Here is a 22,670-nt window from a genome sequence, read left to right as displayed (position 1 = left end):
TGGATAGATATCCTGTATCCTGAACAATTTTAAAATATGGTGGGAACCATGCCCCCGTCCATCCGGATGGGAGAGCCTCTGAAGGCTGAAGCATATGGGCTGCATACAAATGCAGCGAGTCTGCCTATTTCACTTGGTTTGATGAATCGCTGTAATTCGGACTGTGGCAGATTACTCTTCATAAAGTCTTTCTCTTTTTCCTCAAAAGTCAGTGCCTCATCAGGGTATATGCCCTCAATGATTTCTTGTACGTTTTCGGACAGTGTTGGACCTGGCAGGATCGTATTGATCGTAACCTCGGTTCCTGCTGTCAGTTTGGACAAACTTTTGGATAATGACAGCAGCATTGACTTGGTCATGCAATACTGAGGCATCTGGCCTGAAGGCATAAGGGCTTCTTCACTTGCAATGAAAATAATACGTCCGTCATTGTTCTTCACCATTTTAGGTAAATAAAATTGGGACAAGCCATTGGCAGCAAGTACATTAGTACGGAAATATTTCTCCCACACTTCATCATTTATGTCTTCATAACTCATGATTTCATATATCCCCATGTTATTGATTAATATATCAACTTCAGGAAATTTCTCGAATAAAGCTTGGCGTTGCGCCAGATCCACAAGATCAGCGGTAGCCTTTTGCGGAGAGGTCTCCGGAAAAGTGGACTTGATTTCACGAACGGTTTGTTCCACCTCTTCATCATTACGTCCATTAATCAGAACATGAACACCTTCTCGAGCGAGTGCTATAGCAATCGCTTTGCCGATCCCTTTTGTTGATCCTGTAACTAAGGCTGTTTTCTCTTTTAGTCCCATATCCATCCTGCATTTCTCCTTCATGATTACAACTATCCGGCTGCTTCTTCTGGACATTGCCAATAGCTTCATGCACCGGATAGGTATAATATTACGCAGTCTGAAGGACCTAGTAACTAGCATTTTGCGCCAGAGTTATTGCCTTACACGCCAATTTGAAGGTGTATCCCCTTCCCAGGTCTTGAAAGCACGATAGAACGAATTCTGATCTTCATACCCAACCAGAAATGCCACTTCTTTGATATCAAGTGAAGGATCTGCAAGGTACGCTCGGGCCTGCTCACGTCTGGCCTCGGTTAATAATTGCTTGAAGTTTGTGTTCTCCTCCGTCAGTCGCCGCTGCAAGGTACGATCACTCATGCGAAGCTCTTTGGCGACCGTCTGGATGTCAGGGCGCTTTCCTGTGAGGCTGCGTTTCATAATCCATTTGACCACTTCAGTAATGGAACGATTGCTCTCTTGTTCGTCCAGCGACCGATCCAGTGCCGGGGTCAGAATCTCCAGTAACTCCTCGTTATACGATAGAAATGGAAGACTCAGATCTTTCCGTTCTAGCGTCAGCCGATTATGCTTAGAATTCGTATCAACTCGGCAGCCGAAGTAAGCCTCAAGGGTGGCTACGTCACCCATCGGTTGGGAGAACTCAACCCTTTTGGCAGTCAAAGGTTGTCCTGTGCCCCTCCGTCCAAGTTCGATCAGAAATGCCAGCGTAATACCAACAAGTAATGGCGGACCTTGTTGCTCCTTATGTAACCATTCGAGTTCAATGATACATTCCTCCCCTGCTTCGGTAATCTGCAAACTCTCGGGAGGACACATTTGCTTGTAACGCACCATGCGATTCAACGCATCACGATAATCACGAGCATGGTACATCGCCAGTACAGGCGGAGGATACTTCGATATTTCATATCCGGTTGCAAGTTTGATGATGCCCTCGGCGGTGTCCCCATTGAGATCAGAGTAGGCCTGCCAGATTGCGAAGTATTGAGATTGGGTCACTACAGGTTGAGTGATTACTTCAAGAGGCAATTGTGCAGTGCGAGCTACGTCGTGAGCACCAATCCCTAATTGATGTAAACCAGCCCAGAAACCTGGATGAACTTTAATTCGATCATTCGGTAGAAGTTGCATGTATATAGACTCCTTTAACTTGTTCCATTTTTAATTCTGATTTCTAATTATAGAACGGATGTACCTATTTTTGAAACTTACCTCAGCGAGCCATTTCCGGGTAATACGAAAACACGACTGCCCATAAATGGCCAGTCGTGTTCAAGTCAATCATTGTATATCAATGAAAAAATGCACATTTTGTATGTTCAGCTACTCATTCAACGCAGTTTTGATCAGGGCATTCACCCGCGAGTTAAACAGCAGACCGATATGGGATACGAGGGAAACCGAAACGTTGTTCGCCCCGTTCAAACGGGAAAGTACCGGGGACACAATCGTGTCACTGGTGGAATAGATCGAAGTCACCTTTATTCCACTCGGAGCTGTCGTTGTGGTCAATCGATTAGCCCCGCCAAGGGTAATCAACTTATCCACTTTGGAAGCGCCTCCACGGTTAAGTATGTAATAGAGACTATTAGCTCCACCCATGCTATGAGCTATAATATTGACTTTTGTATGACCCGTTTGGCGCAGAACATCATCTACGAATCGACTAATTGCTGCGGAGTTCAACAGCTGGTTTCCTTGTTTGCTAGGAAGGTCAATCGCGAATAATTCGTCTCTTGTCCACCCTTGACTACGCAAATAACTCTCAATTGCTGTAAAATTGCTATCTGAACCGGTCAATCCATGTACCAATACAATGGGTGTACGTGCCGTAGCTGCAGAAGCCTTTGAACTCGATCCTATTCCAGTTATTGATAAGGCAAGGATCATGCTCAGGAATACAACAAGTATTAATTTGGTCTTTTTCACTTCATTACCCTCCTGTAAAATGTTTTATATTCCATATATTACAATCTAACATATGGAATATAAATGAATCTTTAGTCTCATTTTTACAGGGATCTCTAAAACATACTACAACTAACATCATTACATTTTTATCAAACTCTAGTTCTCTACTTCTTATCCTTCAACGATATCTGCACGTAGATCCGTTGCAATCTCAATCATTTTGGGAACAATAGCTTCGTTAGAAATAGCTACATACAGATCCCCCATGTACAAACGAAAAGCAATCTGTGCACCCTCAAGGTCCCACATAAAAAAGTCCCCGTCGATGGTCATGGTGCTCTCAGCTCCTACAATGTTAAGAACCGGTGAATAGGTAAAATCGGGTTGGGATTCGAAGTAGAGTTTGCACTCTTCCAGCGAGATGGATTGTTCCGCATTGCTTTCCTGCATGGATCGGGTAATTCGAAAACGCTGATTCATTGATTTGCCTCCAAAACTTTATTAATATATACATGTTACACAGCATTATATTTTCTCATTTCCGTCTTCCACTGTCAAAACCATACATGATCGATTCTTCAAATTCATATATACTGAATACAGTGCACAACGAATTTCTACAATCAGGAGGAGTCAAATCAATATGTTAAAAACAGAATTCATTGATGTACTATCCCTTGTCTCACATAAATTATATGATTCGGCTGCTAATGTCATGGACACGGCAAGCAGGTTAATTCCTGCAAACACGTTTTGTATTGCCCAGTTGGATCATCTATCCACCAAGGTTCTGAACGTATATAATCGTGACAAACTCATTCTGGGTGAGGGGCTGGTCGTTGATAACGCCGAGTCATACTGTGCACTTGTGACTGAACATTCCCAAGGCCCGTTAGTAATCAATAATAATCTAACACATCCATTAACCAGACATATGGACGCAACCGAATTCGTAGGTGGGTGTTCATTTGTCGGTGTGCCTATACATAATGAGAACGGAGAAATTTACGGCTCCCTTTGCTCATTTGATCAGGATTTCTATTCCTATCAACAAAAGGACGTGGATCTGCTTCTCTCCTTGTCTTCCTTTTTCACGAGTCTTCTTGAGATGGAAACAACTCTGCAACAATTAAAACAGGCGGAAGAGACCGCTGCAAAAGTGCTTGAAGAAAAGAAAAATTTGCTGGCCGTTCTCAGCCATGAAATCCGGACGCCAATGAATGGTGTTCTTGCAATGGCCAATCTGTTGCAATCGACCAGGCTAAGTGAGGATCAATCGTTATATGTTAATGTCATTGAGTCAAGTGGCGCCAGCCTTCTGTCGATGATGGATCAAATTCTGGACTACTCCAAAGCAGAAGCTGGTGCGATCTCTCTGGAGATCAAGCCCTATAGTGTCTCTGACACAGTTGAACATGTATTACAATTATTCTCTTCTGAAGCACAGAAAAAAGGAATTAGGTTGTACGCAGAATATAATATTAATGATCATCTGATGCTTATGGGCGATCAGCACAAAGTTCGTCAGATTTTAATCAATCTCGTTGGGAATGCGCTAAAATTTACGGAGACAGGTGAAGTATGCATCTCTACTGAGGTATCTGCTGATACCAAAGGTACTCTCCATGCATCCTACGAAATAAAGGATACGGGCATCGGCATCCCGCAGGACCGTCAGGATCTGTTGTTCAAATCCTATTCCCAGATTCATGGTAATTCAGGAAAGTATGGCGGAGCGGGGCTGGGCTTGTCCATCTGTAAACAACTCGCTGAATTAATGGGTGGCGTTGTATGGCTTAAAGAGTCCAGTCCTATGGGCAGTCGGTTTGTCTTTAATATCTCCAGCGCTGCACCCAACGTCCATACAAATATCTGAATGATGAATATATTATTCTATCTGAAACAGATAGGAGGTATATACGTTGACTCAATTTCTCGATGCAAGATCATCGCAAAATGCTGCGTTGTTTAATTCCATTTCCATACCGATTCCAGTGATTTTTACGCCACAATTATTCGGCCAGATTGGTCTCATCACCGCTGGAGCCGGAACCAATCTAAGAGTTTCATTAAAAGGAACCATCACGGTGCAATTGCCGCGTGCACTTTTTATAGTAAGGATTACTGTGGTAAGAGGAACAATCGCAACCGATCCAATTGTATACTCGGGAAACCACACATATGGTCTGAATGGTCTGCTTAACCCTGAAGTGATTGTCTTCTCTGCCACTGACTATAACCCACCGCTCATGCCCCAATTAACCTATACCGCATTTATCAGCACAAACCTGCTCGGGACTACTCGGGTGGGACCCGAGAGTTTCGACGGATTTGTCGTTTCAGATTGAACAAACACGTACAACCCCATACCTCTAATCGGTTTCCCGTAGATTAGAGGTATGGGGTTGTTTTTACGATTAACATAACTATTTTTAGAGCGAGCTATTAATCAGAGACCACAAATCCATCAAAATTCTCGGGACCAACACGGACTGTTCCCAGCAAGTTGGAGCTTATAAAAGCAGTGTAAGTTAATTGTGGTAAAATCGGTGGATTAAAATCATTTCCAGAGAATGTTATTACTTGTGGTGCCAATACACTTAAACCAAATGTGGACGTTGCGGAGTAAATAACCGGGTCCGTTGACAAGGTACCTCTTACAACGGTAATCGTTATTCCCGCAAGAGCTAAAGGTAATTGTACAGAAACCGTTCCTTTAAATTGAACTCTGGGATTCGCTCCTGCTCCGGCAGTTTGCAGACCGATTTGACCAAAGAGCTGTGGGGTGTTCAGTAATAATATTGGAATAGCTATTGAGTTGGCCAAACTGGCATTTTGTGATGTTCTTGCATCCAGAAATGTGCTCATCAATCTACCTCCTAATGTTGGGATAGGATAGTATATTCGTAGCGTACTATTGTGTTTGGACTTCTAGCCAACAACTCACCAAAGCTATCATTTAATTACACTATTGTCGGAAGAACCTATTAAACAGCGATATGGTATATATGACTACATTCCGGACTCTTATATTGGAACGATATGAAAATTTTGTTATGCTACATATGTTAGATTACTAGATTCTGTTCAAAATACGATTCTACTATTATGTACGGAGTTGGAGGACACAAACGATGCTTATTAAAAGAGCAGGAAAAATCGCTGCGGTTACTGTAATTGCTCTCTCTATTCTTGGAAGTACCCCCAATATCGGTGGAGCCTATGCTGCCCCGGCCATCTCAGTTCAATTGGATGATGTGCCCCTGAAATTTGATGCAGCTCCACGAGTTGATAAAGGTGTCACTTATGTTCCGTTTCGGACGGTCGGTGAAGCCCTAGGTATTGATATTACCTGGAACAGCAAATCACAGACTGTAAAAGCAACGAACACGGTGAAAGGACAAACTACCGAGGTACTATTACAAGTTAGCAGCACCACAGCGACCGTAAATGGAAAAAAAGTTACACTCTCAGCTGCACCCGTTCAGCGGGAGGGCCGCGTACTTATTCCACTAAGTTCGTTCAGTAACCAATTCGGTGTACAAGTAAGCTGGAATCAAGCAACCAAGACGGTCTCCCTTGTCTCCCCACAACGCGAGATGCACCTGAGAGCCTTCTATGCATTGCAATCCTTTCAAGAAAAGGACCTTATTACTTCCATGAATTCCGTAGCCTTTGGCTGGAGCCGCATTGATCGTGAAGGTCAGTTCACGCTCCAAGGGGATGAGTACCGCCTCCCTGCTGCTGCGGGTGATATTACACCGCAGTCCATCGTTGATGACGCAGCAGATCAACAGATCCAACCACAGCTCATGGTGTATGCCTTGGACGGAAATGGCGAACTGACCAAAGTTCTGAGCGACAAGAGCCTGCGGCAGAAATCGATTGAAGGCATAACTGCTGCTGTCGCAGAGCATGGTTTTGGCGGAGTTGTTCTGGATTTTGAAGGATTGGGCTTTAAACTGGATGCGGTAGAACAACAGAAGCTGCTCAATGCTTACGTGAAACAATTAAAAAGTTCCTTGCCCCAGGACACAGCTTTATCTCTGGCAGTACCGCCGCTAAATAGTGCTTATAAAGGTTATGATTACAAAACACTTGCCTCTATTGCAGATGATCTTATTATTATGGCCTATCAGTATAATCCGGTTGGCACCAAATCTCAGGTACCTGAGCCAAATAGTCTTGTAGATCAGGCAATTCAATTAGCCATACAGGCCGGTGTCCCAAAGAGTAAACTTCTGCTCGGTATCAGTCTAAGCAGTGAAACGCCGTCCTCTGTTGATGATAAGCTGGGTCTCGCCAAACGTTATGACCTCAAAGGAGCCGCGTTCTGGCGTCTGGGTCTGTTCCGTTCCTACAATACAAAAATGGAAGATGCCGTAAATGCTTCTGTGATCAAAGAGTAAACTTTCTAACTGGCTACAACTTAAATAAAAGAAGGACCGCGCCTCTGGTACGCAGAGACTTGGTCCTTCTTTTTCCCATCATCTTATTTTATAAATTTATCCACACTTCCAAATATAAGCTTCACAAACTGGGTAGGACCAGGCAAACGGGGCTGAAAGAGAAGAATGATCCCAATTACTGCCGCCACAGCAGTAAATCCCGCGCTCACTATTCTGGCTCGCTTCTCTTTGCTGCTCTTCCACTCTCCATACACTATCGCAGTCGCCAGCATCAATATTCCAAGGATTGAGCCTAGTTTCATTCAATCACCTCTCTTCCAGGCTTGTACAGGAGCCGATTCTGTTCAACTTTCGTCCTCATTAGGTATCCCCTGTGGTCCTGTTGATTTTCCGGTACGTACTACATGTGCATCTACGTTGACTTCCACGTCCATATCAGGATAGATGGTTTCCCAGTTCTTCTCCTGCGCTTTCCATTGATGCGGGTAATATCTGCGAAATTCAACTGCGAATTTGAAGAAATCGGAGCGCAGCTCTTTCTGGGACATGACTAAAGCATCATGAGCCAAAGATGTGAGTTTAGCCGACCATTCCTTTTCCAGTTTAGTTAATACAGCGGGATCCGTCAGATTGGCATCCGTCGTATTTAACACCACTTCTCCCCTGGTTTGGATGTCGACCTTCATACTCCACTGTTTGTTTACAATTCGCGGCTTCAAGGAGGTTTTATTTTCAATGAGTCTTATCGAAAAAGAACCCTTTAACGGCTCAAACTCAACGGGCATGATAATGCTGTTCAGTTCTTTTGCAAGTAGTAATACACCTACGCTTAGTGGTTCTTTGACCGTCTTGACATAACGATCCTTCTTATACATACTCAGACCTTTCACATATGGCGTAGTCGTCAGTTTATCCTGATCAGGCTCCGGGGGTAAGATTAACATGCGAGACAAAATGGCTGAACTGCTCGGACCTTCAATAGATTTAGCTAGTTCAAGCGCAGTAACACGTGTACCTAACTTCAGATTGGCCATCTCACGCAACGATTCAGCAGAACTTCGCTCCAGTGGATCAAGTAACGCAAGGATATCTTTCGCAGCCTTTTCACTGGAAAAGACATATGCATGCTCCCTGAACTGAGGGTAACGCAGGAAGAAATCGATATACTCGCGGATACCGCGTTTGCCGGCTTGCTCACTAATGATTATGACTTCGCAGTGGCCCCAGAACATATTCCGGGGAACTTTACGTTGTAACCGATTCAATGCCTCGGCAATTGTACGTCCTTCCGCTGTTCGAATCATTGTAACCCCGCTTGGACTACCTCCACTCCCACTGCTATCTCCTGCACTCGCCTTTCGCGGAATGAAAATCTGTGAAGTCAATTGTACTTTGCCATCTTCATAATCTATCCCTGTAGCCAGCACGATAGCCAAATCGTTAATCTCGATGCGATCCCAGCATCCACTTAAAAGCACACAACACAATATTGGCATTAGTAGTACTCTATATATTCGCAAGTGCTCCTCCCCCATCAATCAGGTGTTCGCTCGATTCTTCCGAAAATGTGCCCACCCTTTCTTCAGCCATGCGACACCGTAAATCATAGCCGGAAGGATTAATAAAATGCTGATCGTATACAAGTTGGCTGAAGCGCTAACCAAACTGGAAATACCGGATCCACCGGACACAACCCAGTAAGCAAATATCATGCACAGGAACGAAAGTGGACCAACCACAGGTTTGTAGTCCCGCAAACCAAACCATTCCGCGGTTGATGTAGCAAAGATATATAGAAAAACGGAAATTTTAACGAAAATACCGAAAATCCAGATAGCAATAATAAGGGATTCGATATGCTGCAGAAAGTCCGCAATGGTTATGTATCTTGCTGCGATCATGACCGGAAATACAAATGTATCCGTCAAATCACCAATTAAAAACAGGCAAAACAGATTGGTAACTGTCATTGCAGTTGTTGTAAACACAAGGGAACCTAACATGACCCGGGTTATTCGTTTTTTTTCATTCACATAGGGTAGCAGAAAAGCCAACACGATATATTCACTAAACCATGCAGCAGGTGCAGCAGCCCCCGTAATAATGGGAATTGGACCCTTCTCCATAAAAGGAAACAGCTCGGCAGGATTCAGTTCACCAATCAACAATATAAAGATCAAAGCTAGCAGAACGATCAGCAGGGTAACAAACACCTGAGCGGTTCGTCCGACAACTTCAATCCCGAGTCTGACATTAATCGCACATACAACAACCATGGTACCCATCACAACAAACAAAGGTGTACGTGGAAGTGCATTATTGACAATGAATTCACCGTATTCCCGAATAATCAAGCCCGTCAGGTGGGGCAAAAAAGCGATATATATCAGGCCAAATAACTTGCCTGGAATCCGACCAATAATCAATACGCTGGATTGAATGAGTGTTTTTCCAGGGTACAGACGATCAAGTCCAACTGAAATACCAATAGCAGCCAATCCAACGATTGAACCTATAATTGGAGTCATCCACATGTCATGTCCTGCATAGTGCATTGTAATTCCCGGAACAGACAGGATAGCCGTCGCGAAAATGGCGGGAAAGACCATAAATGCCAATTGAGTCACCGATATTTTCCCTTTGTCAGTCAACATATGTAATCCCGCTCCCTTGTTTGCTCGAATGTAGATTGTTCTAGTGTGGTTTGTTCCTTGGGGATGGACGCCACCATACATCCTTAAGTTCCTTAGCCATCGTAGGTGCTACCGGTGAGAGATAAGGTGTTCCAAATGAACGAAGACTGCTCAGATGAATGACAACCAAGATGACTCCCAGCATGACACCCGTGAGTCCCAGCGTTCCCGCCAGAAACATCATGGGAAAACGTAGTAGACGGGTCGCGATGCTGGCAGCATAGCGGGGGATCATGAAAGAAGCGATACCGGTAATCGCGACAATGATAATCATGGGGGCTGAGACAATTCCGGCACTCGTCGCAGCTTGCCCAATAATTAAGGCGCCCACGATACTGACCGCTGATCCGACCTGCTTGGGCAATCGGACACCAGCCTCACGCAATGCTTCAAAGGCGATTTCCATAATGAGTGCTTCCACCAGGGCAGGAAAAGGGATCTCTTCTCTCGCCCGAGCAATACTGAGAAGTAATACGGTAGGAATCATCTCCTGATGAAACGTCGTAATCGCTACATAAGCCGATGGAAGCAGCATGGATAAAACAAAAAAAATGTATCGCAGCCAGCGTACAAAAACACTCATGAACACATTTTGATAATAATCTTCGGGGGATTGTAACATGGAAAAAATGGTTACTGGCGCGATAAGGGTAAACGGCGTTCCGTCAACGAGAATAGCAAAACGACCTTCCAGCAAGTTGGAAACAACGACATCCGGGCGTTCCGTCGCAATCATCTGTGGAAATGGTGAATATCGCTGGTCGACAATGCCTTCTTCAATGTACTGACTCTCCAGTACGTCTCGGAGCTTTAAATCGCCAAGTCGTGTCTCCACTTCCTTAACAAGTTTGGGATCAATAATCCCCTCCATGTATACAAGTGAAATACTGGTGTTTGTACGATCTCCCATGTTACGTGTATGAATCTTCAGTGCAGGTGTCTTGAGACGTTTGCGCAGTAATGACATATTCATGGTCAACGATTCTGTGAACCCATCCCGTGCACCACGCACGGTCGATTCAGCTAACGGTTCCTCCGTTGAACGATTTGCAGCTTGGTATAGTGGGTATGTTGTTCCGCCTATTGAACCATCCAGTAGTAACAGAGCTTCTCCTTCAAATATGGCCTGTACTGCCTGAGTAGTCGTTTCAACTTGCTTAACAGAAGCTAGCGGAACTTGCGCAGCTTCGATCCCCGTTTCCTGAAGGGGCGTTAGTACCTGGCGTTCCAGCCGCTCCGTATCGCATACACCAACACAATATACGCATAATGCTGATGTAAGACACGCGGTTTGGAATGTATGAAATACAACGTCCGAGCAACCCGCAAAAACGGAGCGTAACATTTCTTGATCAATAGCAAGATTTCCGGTTAACGGTAAGTCCTGTTGTGTTATCGCTGATGTGTCCATGACGCCTCCCCTTTCCGTAAACGCTCCGTCCAGATATTCTCAGTTAAAGGTATCCTTTACTTATCAGTTAGGATATATACGCAAAATATAGAATGCCAAAAAAGCCGCCCTCATGAGCGACTCTGATGATATAAAACGCTATTGCATTCCTATGAATTCGTTGATCTTGCTCTTTGCAATTCCCTATTTTCTATTGATCGCTATCCTTTCACAGCACCCAAAGCAACACTCCCAATAATCTGTTTGGAAAATATAGAGAATACAATGATAATAGGCAGGATTGAGATCGCTACCCCCAAATACAAGAGCCCATAATCCATCCCATAGTACCCCTGCACTAGCGCAACCAATACCGGAAGTGGATATTTATCCAGGGAGAAAAATAGCACCAGCGGTGTCAGGAAATTATTCCATGATCCGATAAACGTGAATATGCCAAGGGCGGCGATTGCCGGCCCCAGAATAGGCAGTACAATCTGATTGAACGTCCGGAACTCACCGGCACTGTCCACCCGTGCAGATTCAATAATCTCATCCGGGATGCTGCTCTCCATGAACTGTTTGATAAAAAATACATTAAACGCATTAGCTGCAGCAGGCAAAATAATTGCGGCATAACTATCCAGAAGTCCCATCATGCTGAAAAGTCGATATACGCCAATCAAAGCCAGTTGACCCGGTACCATCATGGTTGCTAACAAAAACAGGAACAATCCGTTTCGTCCTTTGAATTTAAATTTAGCAAATCCATACGCAGTTAGAGCCCCAATATACAGAGATAATACGGTCGATGTTCCGGCAATAAATATGCTGTTGGCAAACCCACGCCATATGTTGATTTTGGATACCATGTTCATATAGTTATCAATCAAGAATGATCCAGGGAGAAATGTAAACGTCGAAGCAATCGTTGCATTATTATGTGTGGAATAGATAAGCATCAGATAAAATGGAATAATGCAGAGCACGGCAAGACCTGTCAGCAACAGATAGATGATGATTTTACCTGCCGTCAGCCCCCTTGTATTGGCATATTGCTGAATCGCCGCATTTGGTTGTTCAACTGATTTTGCAGTTTGCATAAGAACTCCCCTCCCTATGAACGGCTCTTCCGCTTGGTCATGATGAAGGATACAACGGACAACAATATGATGATAATAAACAGGCAAAATGCGATGGCAGCGCCGTAACCAAATCGTGTGCTCTGAAATGCTACATTATAGAGATACATAATGCTCGTCATGGCTGCTCGGTCAGGACCGCCATTGCCGTTGGTTAGTGTAAATGGCTGATCGAAAATCTGGATGCCACCAATAATGGATGTAATCATCTGAAACAGAATTATTGGACGGAGCATCGGCACGATAATATGGATGAAAATATGTTTCTTTTTCGCGCCATCCATCTGTGCAGCTTCCAGCAATGAAGGATCAATGCCCTGAAGACCTGCAAGGTAGATGACCATGGAATAGCCGAAGTATTGAAAAAACAAAATGGATGATACAATCAGACGCATAAACCAGGGGTCATTTTTCCAGTTAATTGGATCTTGTATTATGCCGGTCTGCACCAAAAAATGATTCAGTCCGCCAGACTGCCAGTCAAAAATCAAGCTCACAAGCAATCCAAGTGATGCAGCCGTAACGATGTTGGGAAAAAAGTATACGGCTCTGAAAAAGTCCCGTCCTTTGAGCAGCTTATCATTCAGGATAAAAGCCAACACAAGTGAGATTGTGAGTTGTGGAACTACAGAAACGCCCCAGATGAATAACGTATTAAACAAGGTTTTGTAGAACAACGGGTCTTGTAATACGGCGACGTAATTACCGATCCCTACAAAGTCAGGTGTCGTGATCCCATCAAAGTTGGTGAAACTGATGTAGAGCGAATATAAAATGGGATACAGCCCAAAAGTGGTAAAAATAATAAAAAACGGAGCAATGAAGTAGTAGCCGTAATGGTCCTTGCGAATCGTTTTGGCAAACATGCTCTATCCCCCCAGTTATCATCGGATGTGTATATTCAATCGCTTACTAATCCACTTCCAGCTCCGGAAATCTCAAGGTAACATCACGTTTGATTCGCTTTACGACTTCTTCCTTGGTCTGAATGTCCTTGTTGAGATATAACTGGAGTACAATCTTGTAGATATCATTGTTAATCGTGGCATCATATTTGGTGCGTTCGTATACAGGTACCCGTTTTGCGGCCTCCGAGAAAAACTCGAAATGCTTCTGTCCTCCCAAATAGGTCGATGAGAGAGACGGGGCAAGTTCATCATTCACAACCATGTTACTGGTGAAATAATCCTGTTCTTTCGCTAACTCGGAAAGAAAGTCGTGGTCAAAATTATAGAACTCAATAAACTTCCAGGCCAAATCCTTTTTCTCACTTTTACTGTACATCGCGATATAGGTTCCACCTGAACTAAAGGCTGACGGTCCCTGGGCTAAGCCCCACATGCCTTCGGTATCCGGAGCGTTTGCCTTGAACGTATATTGCAAACCCCAGGTTGCCCCGGGATAAAACATGACCTCTCCTTTTTGCATGGATGCAGCGTAACCGGCACTTCCATCTTCATACTCGGCAAGTACATTCCGCTCACGTGCTTCACGTACAAGATCGAGCACTTCCAAGTACGTTGGATCGATGACAAGTTTGCCGTCCTTCACCCAAGGTATACCATCATATGAATTCGATATAGCATTCCAATTCGCCAATGCATGTACTTTATTCCCGCTTAGTTGCTGCACCTTCTCTCCAATCTCGAAGATCTTCTCCCATGTATCGATCTGTGAACCCACCTTCTCAGGATCATCGGTGCCCAGATATTTCTTCGCCAAATCCCGACGATAGTAGATGCCCCCTGGTGTTCCCTGATAACCTATCGCTCTGACATTTCCCTCACTGTCCTGTTCATTGGCCTGAACAAAAGCATATTGTTCCTGAATAAGTTCATTGGCGTTATACGGCGAAGCTGATAGATTCTCCAGATATGGAACGTCAATCAGCTCTCGAATATTCGCATTTTCAATCATAAATACATCTGGAGCCTTCGAGGTTGTCTGTAGCGCAGATTTCAGCTTGGTGATATAGAAATTACCGGGGATGTTGACAAAGTTCACTTTGATGTCAGGATATTTCTGTTCGAATTTCTCGATGGCGTACCCTGCTTCATCTGTAAAACTCCACACGGTAATCTCCTGTTGCTTGGTTTGATTCGATGGACTGAACTGACAACCAGCTAACAACATCGCTGCACATACAAATACAATAGTTGGCTTAAACCACTTCTTCATAGGCCCCCTCCTTCAAAAAGGAAACGCTTACAATTTATTAGAGTATATTGATTTTGGAGAGGGCTTTCTCCACAAATATTGTGCATTACCCTCCATATTTTGTGATATTCGTACGATGTTTCTTACGAAATTCGGAGGGTGTACAGTCATTATATTTTTTGAAAAGACGATTATAGGAGTTAACATTGTTAAATCCATGTCCGATCGCAATCTCCAGAATCGTATCCTGACGGAACAATAAGGCCCACTCTGACTTGATAATTCGAAAATGATTCAAGTATTCCATCAATGTTACTCCCTTGATCTCTTTGAACAGTTTGCAGACATGGAACTTGCTGAATTTAATATGTTCCGCCACCTGTTCCAGCTTAATGGGCTCAGCATAGTGCTCCTCCAGGTATTCACAGACCGATTCAAGGAATTCAAATTTTTTGGAAGAAGTACATGCCCATCCTGAAGATGAAGATTCATCGGTGGTAACCGGTACTTTGGTACGTAATAAAAGTATGATGAGATCATACAACCTGGATACCATTAACCATCGGTATCCCGGCTTCTGATTTTTCTTCTCGGTAATGATGTCATCTATATATTGAGTCAGATTGCTCTGACTTCCCGTATTCGAGGGAATAACAGTTGTTTTGTTGAAAAGTTGTCCGAGATCCTGAATTTCGGCTTCGGTCGTGAAACTCCCCGTTAACAATTCGAGTCGGAACAAGATAATGGTCAAATGTTCAGTCCCCGGCAAAAAGCAGTGCACATCCCCTGGTTTGATCAGCAGCACATCCCCTTTTTCCAACTCACACACGTGGTCGTTCACGCCAATTCTGGCGCTCTTACCATTAACGAGAACCAGTTCAACCTCATCATGCCAGTGTGCAGCATAATTGAACTGATTTCCTGTATGAATTACCCGAATGGGAAAACCTTCTTGCATATGGCCTGTCTCCAAAAAAGTGGGTACGCCCATCGTATCAACCTCCATTTATTTCCAACGCAAAATACTCCTCGTCTTTATATTATGCATTAATGGCTACTCTCCTTTCTTTTTAAGAATTTAAAATTCTATAAAATGCAAAAAAACTCCTCAACTCAGGTTGAGGAGCCGAACAGAATCACGTTCCACGCATTGGATGTCCAGTGTATATAACGTCTCTACGATCTCTCCGTTCAGCAGTTGGAAGAGAACATGACCTGCAAGCTGGCCTGCATCCCTCTTTGGCTGACGAAATGTGGTTAGAGGTGGATTCATGTACTGAGATGCAGGTATATTGTCAAAGCCAATTACGGATAACTGCTCAGGTATTGAGATATTATGCTCCCTGAAGGCTTCCAAGCCGCCGATCGCCATCTCATCATTTGCAAAAAATACAGCGGATGGCAACTCTCCTTCAAGCAGTTTCTTGGCTGCATTGTAGCCATCTTGCTTCATGTATTGTCCGCCAATTTTCCATTCGGGGTTCTCTTCGATACCTGCCTCCTTCAGGGCTTTCAAATAACCTTGATAACGATGGAGATTACATTCCGATTGTGACGGGCCACTAATATAAGCTATTGTCCGATGCCCTTTATCGATCAGATAACGGGTAGCCAAGTAACCGCCTTGCGTATCACTCATCAAAACCTTTACAATATGTTGAGCATCCAGATCCCGATCCATGACAACAATCGGAAACCCTGCTTCAGATGCTTCAATCAGCAACTGATCTTGAATATTCTGAGCAATAACAATAGCTCCGTCAATTCTTCGTTCACGAATGTAACGATGGGCTGTCGACTTCTCTCCACCCAACGAACTACATACGATCATATCGTATCCATGACTCATGACGACGGTTTCTATTCCGTTCACCAAATCCGAGAAATACGGGCTGGACATGTCATGGACAATAATACCAATGGTTTGTGTACTATTTCGTTTTAATTCCGATGCAGGACCATGCCTAACATAATTGAGTTGACTCGCTGCCTCAAGCACTCGAAGTCTTGTCGGCTCACTTACATTCCCTTTATCGTTGAGTACGCAAGATACGGTCGAACTGGCTACACCAGCCATCTTGGCTACATCTTTAATCGTTGTCATCATATATACTCCTCAAAAACAGCTTCATCTGTTTAGTTCATTATGGCAGTAACACAGCAATACACACGGGATAGTTCACTAGCATTTTAACACGTCAGTCCAGTCATGTCTCTTAGCAAAACATCAACTACGAAAAAACATATTTAAGAAACCGAGGTGCCTTCATGAGATTTAGTGAATATGTAATAGGTCAGCGTTACGAAACCACATCTTTGGCATTATCCAAGCGTGATATTATTGAGTTTGCCACAATCTATGACCCACAGTACATGCATTTGGATGAGGAAAAGGCCAAGCAAGGCCGATTTGGCAGTTTAATTGCTTCTGGCATGCAAACGATGAATATCTCCTTTAAATTATGGATTGAGGTCGGGGTCTATGGAGAGCATGTCGTGGCGGGCACCGGAATGAATAACATTCAATTCCTGAAACCTGTCTTTCCGGATGATGAACTTCATGTCATTGCAGAAGTCATTGGACTGACTCCCAGACGAAAAGGAAATGGGATTGTTACGGTACTGCTGAGTACTTTCAATCAGAAGAATCAAAAGGTATTTCAGGCAGAATTAAGTGCTTTAATCGATAATTAAGGCTGAGAAAAAGCCCAAAAAAACCGCCAATTGGCGGCTTTTCGTAAATATATCACATTGAATCATTTTTAAGCGTTATACCCTTTCAATACCTGCCCCAAAATCTCTACACCCTTGACAATCTGTTCGTCTGACGGGGTTGAGAAATTAAGTCTGATGGCATTACAAGGGTCTTGCTCGTTCACCAGGAATGCATTTCCCGGTACAACCGCAACCCCTTGAGCTGCCGCTGTCTTGGCATAATCAAGCATTGGCACATGTGCTGGCAGATCACACCAGAGGAACAGTCCACCATCCGGTTGGGTATAGGTAATGGACTCACCCATATGCTCTTGCAGCTTGTCCATCATCAATGTTGCTTTTCTCCGATAGACCTCACGAATGCTGTTAATGTGCCCCGCGTAATCATACTCTGTCATGAACTTGTACGCCAGAATCTGTGGAAGCATGGCCGTATGTACGTCTTCTCCCTGTTTGGCAACAACCATCTTCTCCACGACTTCATGGGGCGCTTGTACAAAACCAACGCGCAGTCCAGCCGACAGAATTTTGGAGAATGATCCAACATAGATGACCAGACCCTCATCATCCATAGACTTGATGGTTGGCACATCGTCTCCATTGAATCGAAGTTCTCCGTACGGGTTATCTTCCAAAATCATAACGCCATACTTCTTAGCCAGCTCGTATATGGCCTTACGTTTTGCAAGACTCGTTGTTACACCGGTAGGATTCTGGAAACTTGGGATCACGTAGATCATTTTCACATTAGGCTCCGTTTGCAGCGCCTGTTCCAGCTTCTCGATATCCATACCGTCCATCTCCATCGGAACACCTGCAAGCTTTGCACCAGATGCCCGGAAGGAGTTCAGGGAACCAATAAAGCTCGGGCTCTCACAGATGATCGTGTCCCCTTCATTACAGAATACTTTACAGGCCAGTTCAATCCCCTGCTGCGCTCCAGATACAATGAACAATTGATCGGATGGTTTACCTGTATCAAAACCTGTCTTCAAATGTTGAGTCAATGCTTCCCTGAGGGGAACATATCCTTCCGTTATCCCATATTGCAGAGCTGTGACGGGGTCATGCTCCAGAATGGATTGAGTGAATGTGCGAATCGCCTCAATAGGAAAGGTTTCCGGAGCAGGATTTCCCGCAGAGAATGGAATTACATTTTGCCCCGAAGAAGCCTTCAGAATCTCACGAATAATGGATGGTTGCAGTGCTGCGATACGATTGGAAAATGAATAGTTCATCTTAAATAGTGCCTCCCGACATTTCATCTGAATTAACTCTCTATCATTACATTAGATTCTATTATACGAGCATTTCCCGAATTTCCAAACTGTCTCCACAAAATTAATGTTTGTACGCCAAAAAAGAGGCCGCCGTCAGCAACCTCTTTCCCATAAGTATTGAGCAAAATCCTGTTAGCGCGCTGTGTTCATCTCGGATAACCGTGTGGCCTTCACTACATAAGCGGCTAGACCGGGGATCATCCGAGCCAGACCAGGATAGAATTTATTGGTTTTGGCAAAAGCCAGCTTTTGAATTCTTCTTGCGCGTCTGAGCAATTGGGTGAATTCACGGCTTGCTTCCAGCGTGTAATTACTCTGCCAATCGGCATGTTCAATGTCACCTTGCAGGTACTTGTCAGTCCACCTTGCACACAGGAGTGAGGAGCGAAGAGCAATGGACATTCCGTCTCCACATAAGGGTGGTATCATCAGCATGGCATCCCCAATATGCGGATATTGGGACCACGGCTCAGGAACGTTGGACAGATGCAAGGGCGCAATCGACACTTGCGTTCCATCTACAGGGTTTCCCTCGGCTAAACGGGCCGCCAAACTCACGTTTGTCAGGGATGCCGCCTGTAAAATATCGTTTACAGATTTGCTACTTCCCTGGACGGTATCCAGTGTCAACAATGCGGCGACATTTACAATGCCATCCTCAATCGGGGAAATGCCCACGTAACCACCCTCGCAAAAATATAACTCTACCCTTGCGGGAATCTCTATCCCGCTGAAGTGGGACTTAACACCAACGTATACGGTTTGGTCCCGCAGATCAGGTGCGGAAGCCATCCCGCGCGGCTTTTTGGTCCCATGTGCCCCGATAACGGCTTTGGCTCTGTAACTGATCCGCTCATCTCCCTGTTTCACCTGAACCTCATAACTGGCATCCTCAAGCTGCTCGATACTCGTTATGGTCGCTTTGGTCACAATCTGGGCTCCGGCCTCCAGCGCCTTCTGATGCAAAATCTGGTCCAGCTCATATCGACTTATGCCATATGCGAATCCCGGCAGCGGTGCTTCGATCACTCCGCCTTGTGGCATAACGATTTTGGCATGATCCATGGTGCTCGGTTTCTTTGACTGGTCCAGAAGGTGAATATCCAGAACTTCTAACATCTCCTTCGTTTCGGGTGACATGAACTCACCGCAGGTTTTGTGCCGCGGGAACTCCTGGCGATCCAGCAAAAGGGTCCGATGTCCTTTCCCTGCCAGTTGCATTGCACATGTACTGCCGGCAATTCCGGCTCCGATGACAATCACATCTATCGATTTCGACACGTAAGATCACCTGCCTTTCGTGGGAATAACAACAGAGTAACGGAATAATGGCTTCCATTCATAGGTCATCGTATCATGATTGAGACGTTGTTTAAGTTCCTTCCAATCCCTTCCTGTAAAACCTTTGGCTACGGAAAGAGGCCCATCATGACGAATATAACGATTGCGCGAGATCATACGTGTAGTAATCCAGACCGCCTTATAGGATACGGGGTGGCGGTGAATATCATTAATAACGACACCGTATCTGGATGCTCTCAGCATATGAGAAACCATATCAACCAGCTGATCTCCGTCAAAATGATGCACAAACTGGGAGCCTGTCACGATATCTGCTGAAACATCCGGCAGTTGTGTAAGATCGGCACGTTGTACCCGAACTCGGGGTTCGTCACGGAATAGTTGTCTCGCTTCCTCACACGCTTCTTCCGTCAGATCAACCAGCGTAATTTCCAGCTGAACACCCTGACGATCCGCCCATTGCAGTAGTTTCTGGTTCACATCCCCTGAACCTGCCCCCACATCCAGCAGGGTCAGCTTATTCGGCTTACCGACTGAATTCCATAACTTCTCTACACCAGCCAGAGTTGGGCCAGGTGCTGCAAATATTTTGTTAAGACGTCTCAGATGTCTAAGCGCTTCACGCAGCTCCTCCCCTCCCAGAGAGAAGTCATCCATCAGTTCATCTTCCTTGGCTCGAATGGACAATGTTCTAAAAAAGGACATGATCGTGCTCCTCCATCACTGAAGATAATGAGGGGACATAAGTGAATTTCATCAACTCTGCGGTGAGTCCCGGTCCAAATGCCATGGCTACACCATCTGTGGAGGATTGACCCTGTGCCTTCATGTCCTCACGCATCGCGTTCAGTACAAACAGAATGGTATTGGAAGATAAGTTACCATACGTTCTGAGGACATCCCTGCTATACTTCGTTTGCTCGTCTCGCAGCTTCATTACATTCTGCACAGAGTCCACAATCCCGCGTCCTCCCGGATGAATGGCCCATAGTTCAGGAAGCTGTTCACTTTGCAATAAAAGACGCAGTTCCTCTTCCAGATGAACACCTAACAGCTTCGGAATACGAGGGGATAGATACAGGTCATACCCCAGATTCCCCACCTCCCAGGTCATATCTTCAGTCGAATCCGGAAGAAGCACAGAATAACCCGTTCCCAGACTCAAATAATTCTTGTGCTGAGAGTCTGGTGTGCCCACTACACAAGAAGAAGCAGCGTCTCCGAAGAATGAAGCTGCAAACAGCGCTTCCCGATCTTGTACGGGCTGAAAATGAATGGTGCACAACTCTACACAGACCACAAGGACCTGTGATCCGGGAGCTCCCTGCACGACATCTCGTGCCATCTGAATGGCTTTCAACCCTGCGGCACAACCCTGAAAGATCAGCGGCAGTCGATTAACTCGGGCAGACAAACCCAAATGACGAATGAGCATAACATCAAGACCCGGCAGATACTGACCGGTGCAGCTTACCGTGATGATATGTGTGATGCTCTTTGGAGATACGCCTGAATCTTCCAGGGCTTTCTCTGCCGCCTCAATCCCGAGTGGAAGCGCCTCTCGCTTGTATGTATTCATTCGTTCTTCGGTTGTCGGGATGTCTGATCGCTCACCAGAGGGCAGATAACGGCATTCTTCCAGTGAACCCAGATAGCTCGGTTCCACGGTATATCGTGTTTCAACACCACAGGACTTGAATATTCGCTTGGCAAAACGGGCCAAATCTGGCCGATCCTGAAGAGAAGAAGCGATTAATTCTGCAATATCTGACTGCGCTACGGGGTGAGCAGGTAGAGCCGTCCCCATGCCAAGAATCGCGATATCGGATGGACTGTTATATTGGTTCATAATAAACCTCCTGGTATTGGTCATTATTTCCTCTAATTTAACAACTCTTACCCTTAACGATATCGTTATAATCTCAATAAGGCTCCTAATCTAGTTTATTAACACATCCGCAAGCTCAGAAGCTTGGTTTCGCCAAGCCATTGAAGCAATCACACCAATGAATCAGGACCACCCGTCCAACGGGTGGTTTGCTCTTGGGGTATAACCCCCTGTTGCCAAACTGCGCCTAAAGACGCTAGCCTGACAGCAGGGCTGTTCAGGCTCAGTGTTATTTGTCACTTTCACTCACCAGTTAAACTGGTTTTACTTCTTTTTGCTCCGATGACTGCTGAATGGATCTTCGTATTCTTTTACGCTCAGCTTATCTAACGCTTGATCATGTGCTTCTTGTTCACGAATATACTTTCTTACCGTTGCTTCATTTAGACCCACTGTACTCACATAGTACCCTTCTGCCCAAAACTTTCGATTGCCGTATTTATACTTGAGCTGAGCATGCTTCTCGAATATCATTAGCGAACTTTTTCCCTTTAGATATCCCATGAACGTTGAGACAGCTATTTTCGGTGGAATCGCTACCAACATGTGAACATGATCGGGCATCATATGACCTTCTATAATTTCTACTCCCTTGTACTTACACAGACGTTTGAAAATTTCGATTAAATCTTTTCTCACTTGATTATAGATTTCTTTCCGTCTATACTTCGGGGTAAATACAATGTGGTATTTGCACATCCACTTTGTGTGAGCTAGGCTATAGCTCTTGTTTGCCACCCTAGACCATTCCTTTCTTTTGAGCCTGAACATCTCAATTTTATCGGAATGGTCTTGGTGGTCAAACCCTCGATCCCTCCACCCGCATAGCGGGTGGTTTTCGTATTGTCAGGTTAGCCAGTAATTACTGGTTGGCCTTTTTTTGTGGTCGTTTTACGATGGGGGAAGCCGGGAGAACGTGGCGGTTTTAGGGGCTAGGACCTCGTAACAAAAACAGTTCTCCC

Annotated in this window: 23 protein-coding genes; 4 read left to right on the top strand and 19 right to left on the bottom strand. The window is 44.8% G+C overall.

Going from position 1 to position 22,670, the window contains the following annotated elements; genetic code table 11:
• Positions 1-29 precede the first annotated feature (29 nt).
• The 4 genes from CXK86_RS11175 to CXK86_RS11160 form a co-directional block, all read right to left on the bottom strand.
• The gene (locus tag CXK86_RS11175; protein WP_101313690.1) at positions 30-824 is read right to left on the bottom strand and encodes an SDR family NAD(P)-dependent oxidoreductase; all 795 of its coding nucleotides are present in this window, start codon (positions 822-824) and stop codon (positions 30-32) included.
• A 129-nt stretch (positions 825-953) separates the two neighbouring features.
• The gene (locus CXK86_RS11170) at positions 954-1,952 is read right to left on the bottom strand and encodes a helix-turn-helix transcriptional regulator (protein WP_076249388.1); all 999 of its coding nucleotides are present in this window, start codon (positions 1,950-1,952) and stop codon (positions 954-956) included.
• Between the two features lie 192 nt (positions 1,953-2,144).
• Positions 2,145-2,711 carry an esterase/lipase family protein gene (locus tag CXK86_RS11165; protein ID WP_083677388.1) on the bottom strand — a complete coding sequence of 189 codons (567 nt, stop codon included), beginning with the start codon at positions 2,709-2,711 and terminating at the stop codon, positions 2,145-2,147.
• Positions 2,712-2,903: 192 nt separating this feature from the next.
• The gene (locus CXK86_RS11160; RefSeq protein WP_076249390.1) at positions 2,904-3,212 is read right to left on the bottom strand and encodes a hypothetical protein; all 309 of its coding nucleotides are present in this window, start codon (positions 3,210-3,212) and stop codon (positions 2,904-2,906) included.
• Between the two features lie 163 nt (positions 3,213-3,375).
• On the opposite strand from CXK86_RS11160, the gene CXK86_RS11155 reads away from it, so the two are divergent.
• Together CXK86_RS11155 and CXK86_RS11150 are read left to right on the top strand one after the other, a co-directional pair.
• Positions 3,376-4,608 (top strand): GAF domain-containing sensor histidine kinase, encoded by a 1,233-nt coding sequence (locus CXK86_RS11155; protein ID WP_076249391.1) that lies wholly within the window; start codon positions 3,376-3,378, stop codon positions 4,606-4,608.
• A gap of 46 nt (positions 4,609-4,654) precedes the next feature.
• Entirely contained in the window at positions 4,655-5,080 is a 426-nt protein-coding gene (locus CXK86_RS11150; RefSeq protein WP_076249392.1) for a hypothetical protein, read from the top strand.
• A gap of 97 nt (positions 5,081-5,177) precedes the next feature.
• On the opposite strand, the gene CXK86_RS11145 is transcribed toward CXK86_RS11150, so the two are convergent.
• On the bottom strand, positions 5,178-5,600 hold the full coding sequence (locus tag CXK86_RS11145) for a hypothetical protein (protein ID WP_076249393.1): 423 nt from the start codon (positions 5,598-5,600) through the stop codon (positions 5,178-5,180).
• A 266-nt stretch (positions 5,601-5,866) separates the two neighbouring features.
• On the opposite strand from CXK86_RS11145, the gene CXK86_RS11140 reads away from it, so the two are divergent.
• Entirely contained in the window at positions 5,867-7,141 is a 1,275-nt protein-coding gene (locus CXK86_RS11140) for a stalk domain-containing protein (protein ID WP_101313689.1), read from the top strand.
• Positions 7,142-7,224: 83 nt separating this feature from the next.
• Here the strand turns inward: CXK86_RS11140 and CXK86_RS11135 are convergent, their stop codons facing one another.
• From CXK86_RS11135 to CXK86_RS11095, 9 genes are all read right to left on the bottom strand, one after another.
• Positions 7,225-7,443, bottom strand: a complete 219-nt coding sequence (locus tag CXK86_RS11135) for a hypothetical protein (protein WP_036608149.1) — start codon at positions 7,441-7,443, stop codon at positions 7,225-7,227.
• A gap of 42 nt (positions 7,444-7,485) precedes the next feature.
• Complete coding sequence (locus CXK86_RS11130; RefSeq protein WP_180361745.1) at positions 7,486-8,661, bottom strand: Ger(x)C family spore germination protein; 1,176 nt, start codon at positions 8,659-8,661, stop codon at positions 7,486-7,488.
• An 18-nt stretch (positions 8,662-8,679) separates the two neighbouring features.
• Positions 8,680-9,795: a GerAB/ArcD/ProY family transporter gene (locus CXK86_RS11125; protein WP_076249395.1), complete on the bottom strand. Its 1,116-nt coding sequence runs from the start codon at positions 9,793-9,795 to the stop codon at positions 8,680-8,682.
• A 40-nt stretch (positions 9,796-9,835) separates the two neighbouring features.
• A complete protein-coding gene (locus CXK86_RS11120) occupies positions 9,836-11,245 on the bottom strand; it encodes a spore germination protein (protein WP_076249396.1) in 1,410 nt (469 codons plus the stop codon).
• A gap of 200 nt (positions 11,246-11,445) precedes the next feature.
• Complete coding sequence (locus CXK86_RS11115; RefSeq protein ID WP_083684212.1) at positions 11,446-12,327, bottom strand: carbohydrate ABC transporter permease; 882 nt, start codon at positions 12,325-12,327, stop codon at positions 11,446-11,448.
• Positions 12,328-12,341: 14 nt separating this feature from the next.
• Positions 12,342-13,232 carry a carbohydrate ABC transporter permease gene (locus CXK86_RS11110; protein WP_076249397.1) on the bottom strand — a complete coding sequence of 297 codons (891 nt, stop codon included), beginning with the start codon at positions 13,230-13,232 and terminating at the stop codon, positions 12,342-12,344.
• A gap of 46 nt (positions 13,233-13,278) precedes the next feature.
• Positions 13,279-14,544 (bottom strand): ABC transporter substrate-binding protein, encoded by a 1,266-nt coding sequence (locus CXK86_RS11105; protein ID WP_076249398.1) that lies wholly within the window; start codon positions 14,542-14,544, stop codon positions 13,279-13,281.
• 85 nt (positions 14,545-14,629) lie between these two features.
• The gene (locus tag CXK86_RS11100; protein WP_017688600.1) at positions 14,630-15,514 is read right to left on the bottom strand and encodes an AraC family transcriptional regulator; all 885 of its coding nucleotides are present in this window, start codon (positions 15,512-15,514) and stop codon (positions 14,630-14,632) included.
• 117 nt (positions 15,515-15,631) lie between these two features.
• Positions 15,632-16,627 (bottom strand): LacI family DNA-binding transcriptional regulator, encoded by a 996-nt coding sequence (locus tag CXK86_RS11095; RefSeq protein WP_101313688.1) that lies wholly within the window; start codon positions 16,625-16,627, stop codon positions 15,632-15,634.
• Positions 16,628-16,791: 164 nt separating this feature from the next.
• On the opposite strand from CXK86_RS11095, the gene CXK86_RS11090 reads away from it, so the two are divergent.
• Entirely contained in the window at positions 16,792-17,217 is a 426-nt protein-coding gene (locus CXK86_RS11090; RefSeq protein WP_076249399.1) for a MaoC family dehydratase, read from the top strand.
• A 68-nt stretch (positions 17,218-17,285) separates the two neighbouring features.
• On the opposite strand, the gene CXK86_RS11085 is transcribed toward CXK86_RS11090, so the two are convergent.
• The 5 genes from CXK86_RS11085 to tnpA all read right to left on the bottom strand — a co-directional run bounded on the left by CXK86_RS11085 (position 17,286) and on the right by tnpA (position 22,479).
• Entirely contained in the window at positions 17,286-18,476 is a 1,191-nt protein-coding gene (locus CXK86_RS11085; protein ID WP_076317962.1) for an aminotransferase-like domain-containing protein, read from the bottom strand.
• A 174-nt stretch (positions 18,477-18,650) separates the two neighbouring features.
• On the bottom strand, positions 18,651-19,799 hold the full coding sequence (locus CXK86_RS11080; RefSeq protein WP_101313687.1) for an NAD(P)/FAD-dependent oxidoreductase: 1,149 nt from the start codon (positions 19,797-19,799) through the stop codon (positions 18,651-18,653).
• Between the two features lie 6 nt (positions 19,800-19,805).
• The gene (locus CXK86_RS11075; RefSeq protein WP_100528061.1) at positions 19,806-20,525 is read right to left on the bottom strand and encodes a methyltransferase domain-containing protein; all 720 of its coding nucleotides are present in this window, start codon (positions 20,523-20,525) and stop codon (positions 19,806-19,808) included.
• Positions 20,512-21,669, bottom strand: a complete 1,158-nt coding sequence (locus tag CXK86_RS11070; RefSeq protein WP_101313686.1) for a type III polyketide synthase — start codon at positions 21,667-21,669, stop codon at positions 20,512-20,514. Before CXK86_RS11070 ends, CXK86_RS11075 begins: the two co-directional genes overlap by 14 nt.
• A 303-nt stretch (positions 21,670-21,972) precedes the next feature.
• Positions 21,973-22,479: an IS200/IS605 family transposase gene (tnpA, locus tag CXK86_RS11065; RefSeq protein WP_180361744.1), complete on the bottom strand. Its 507-nt coding sequence runs from the start codon at positions 22,477-22,479 to the stop codon at positions 21,973-21,975.
• Positions 22,480-22,670 lie beyond the last annotated feature (191 nt).

This window comes from Paenibacillus sp. BGI2013, from assembly GCF_002843485.1.
Lineage (GTDB): Bacteria > Bacillota > Bacilli > Paenibacillales > Paenibacillaceae > Paenibacillus > Paenibacillus amylolyticus.
The sequence above is the reverse complement of the archived record's forward strand: the minus strand, read 5'-3'. Positions and strand labels throughout refer to the sequence as shown.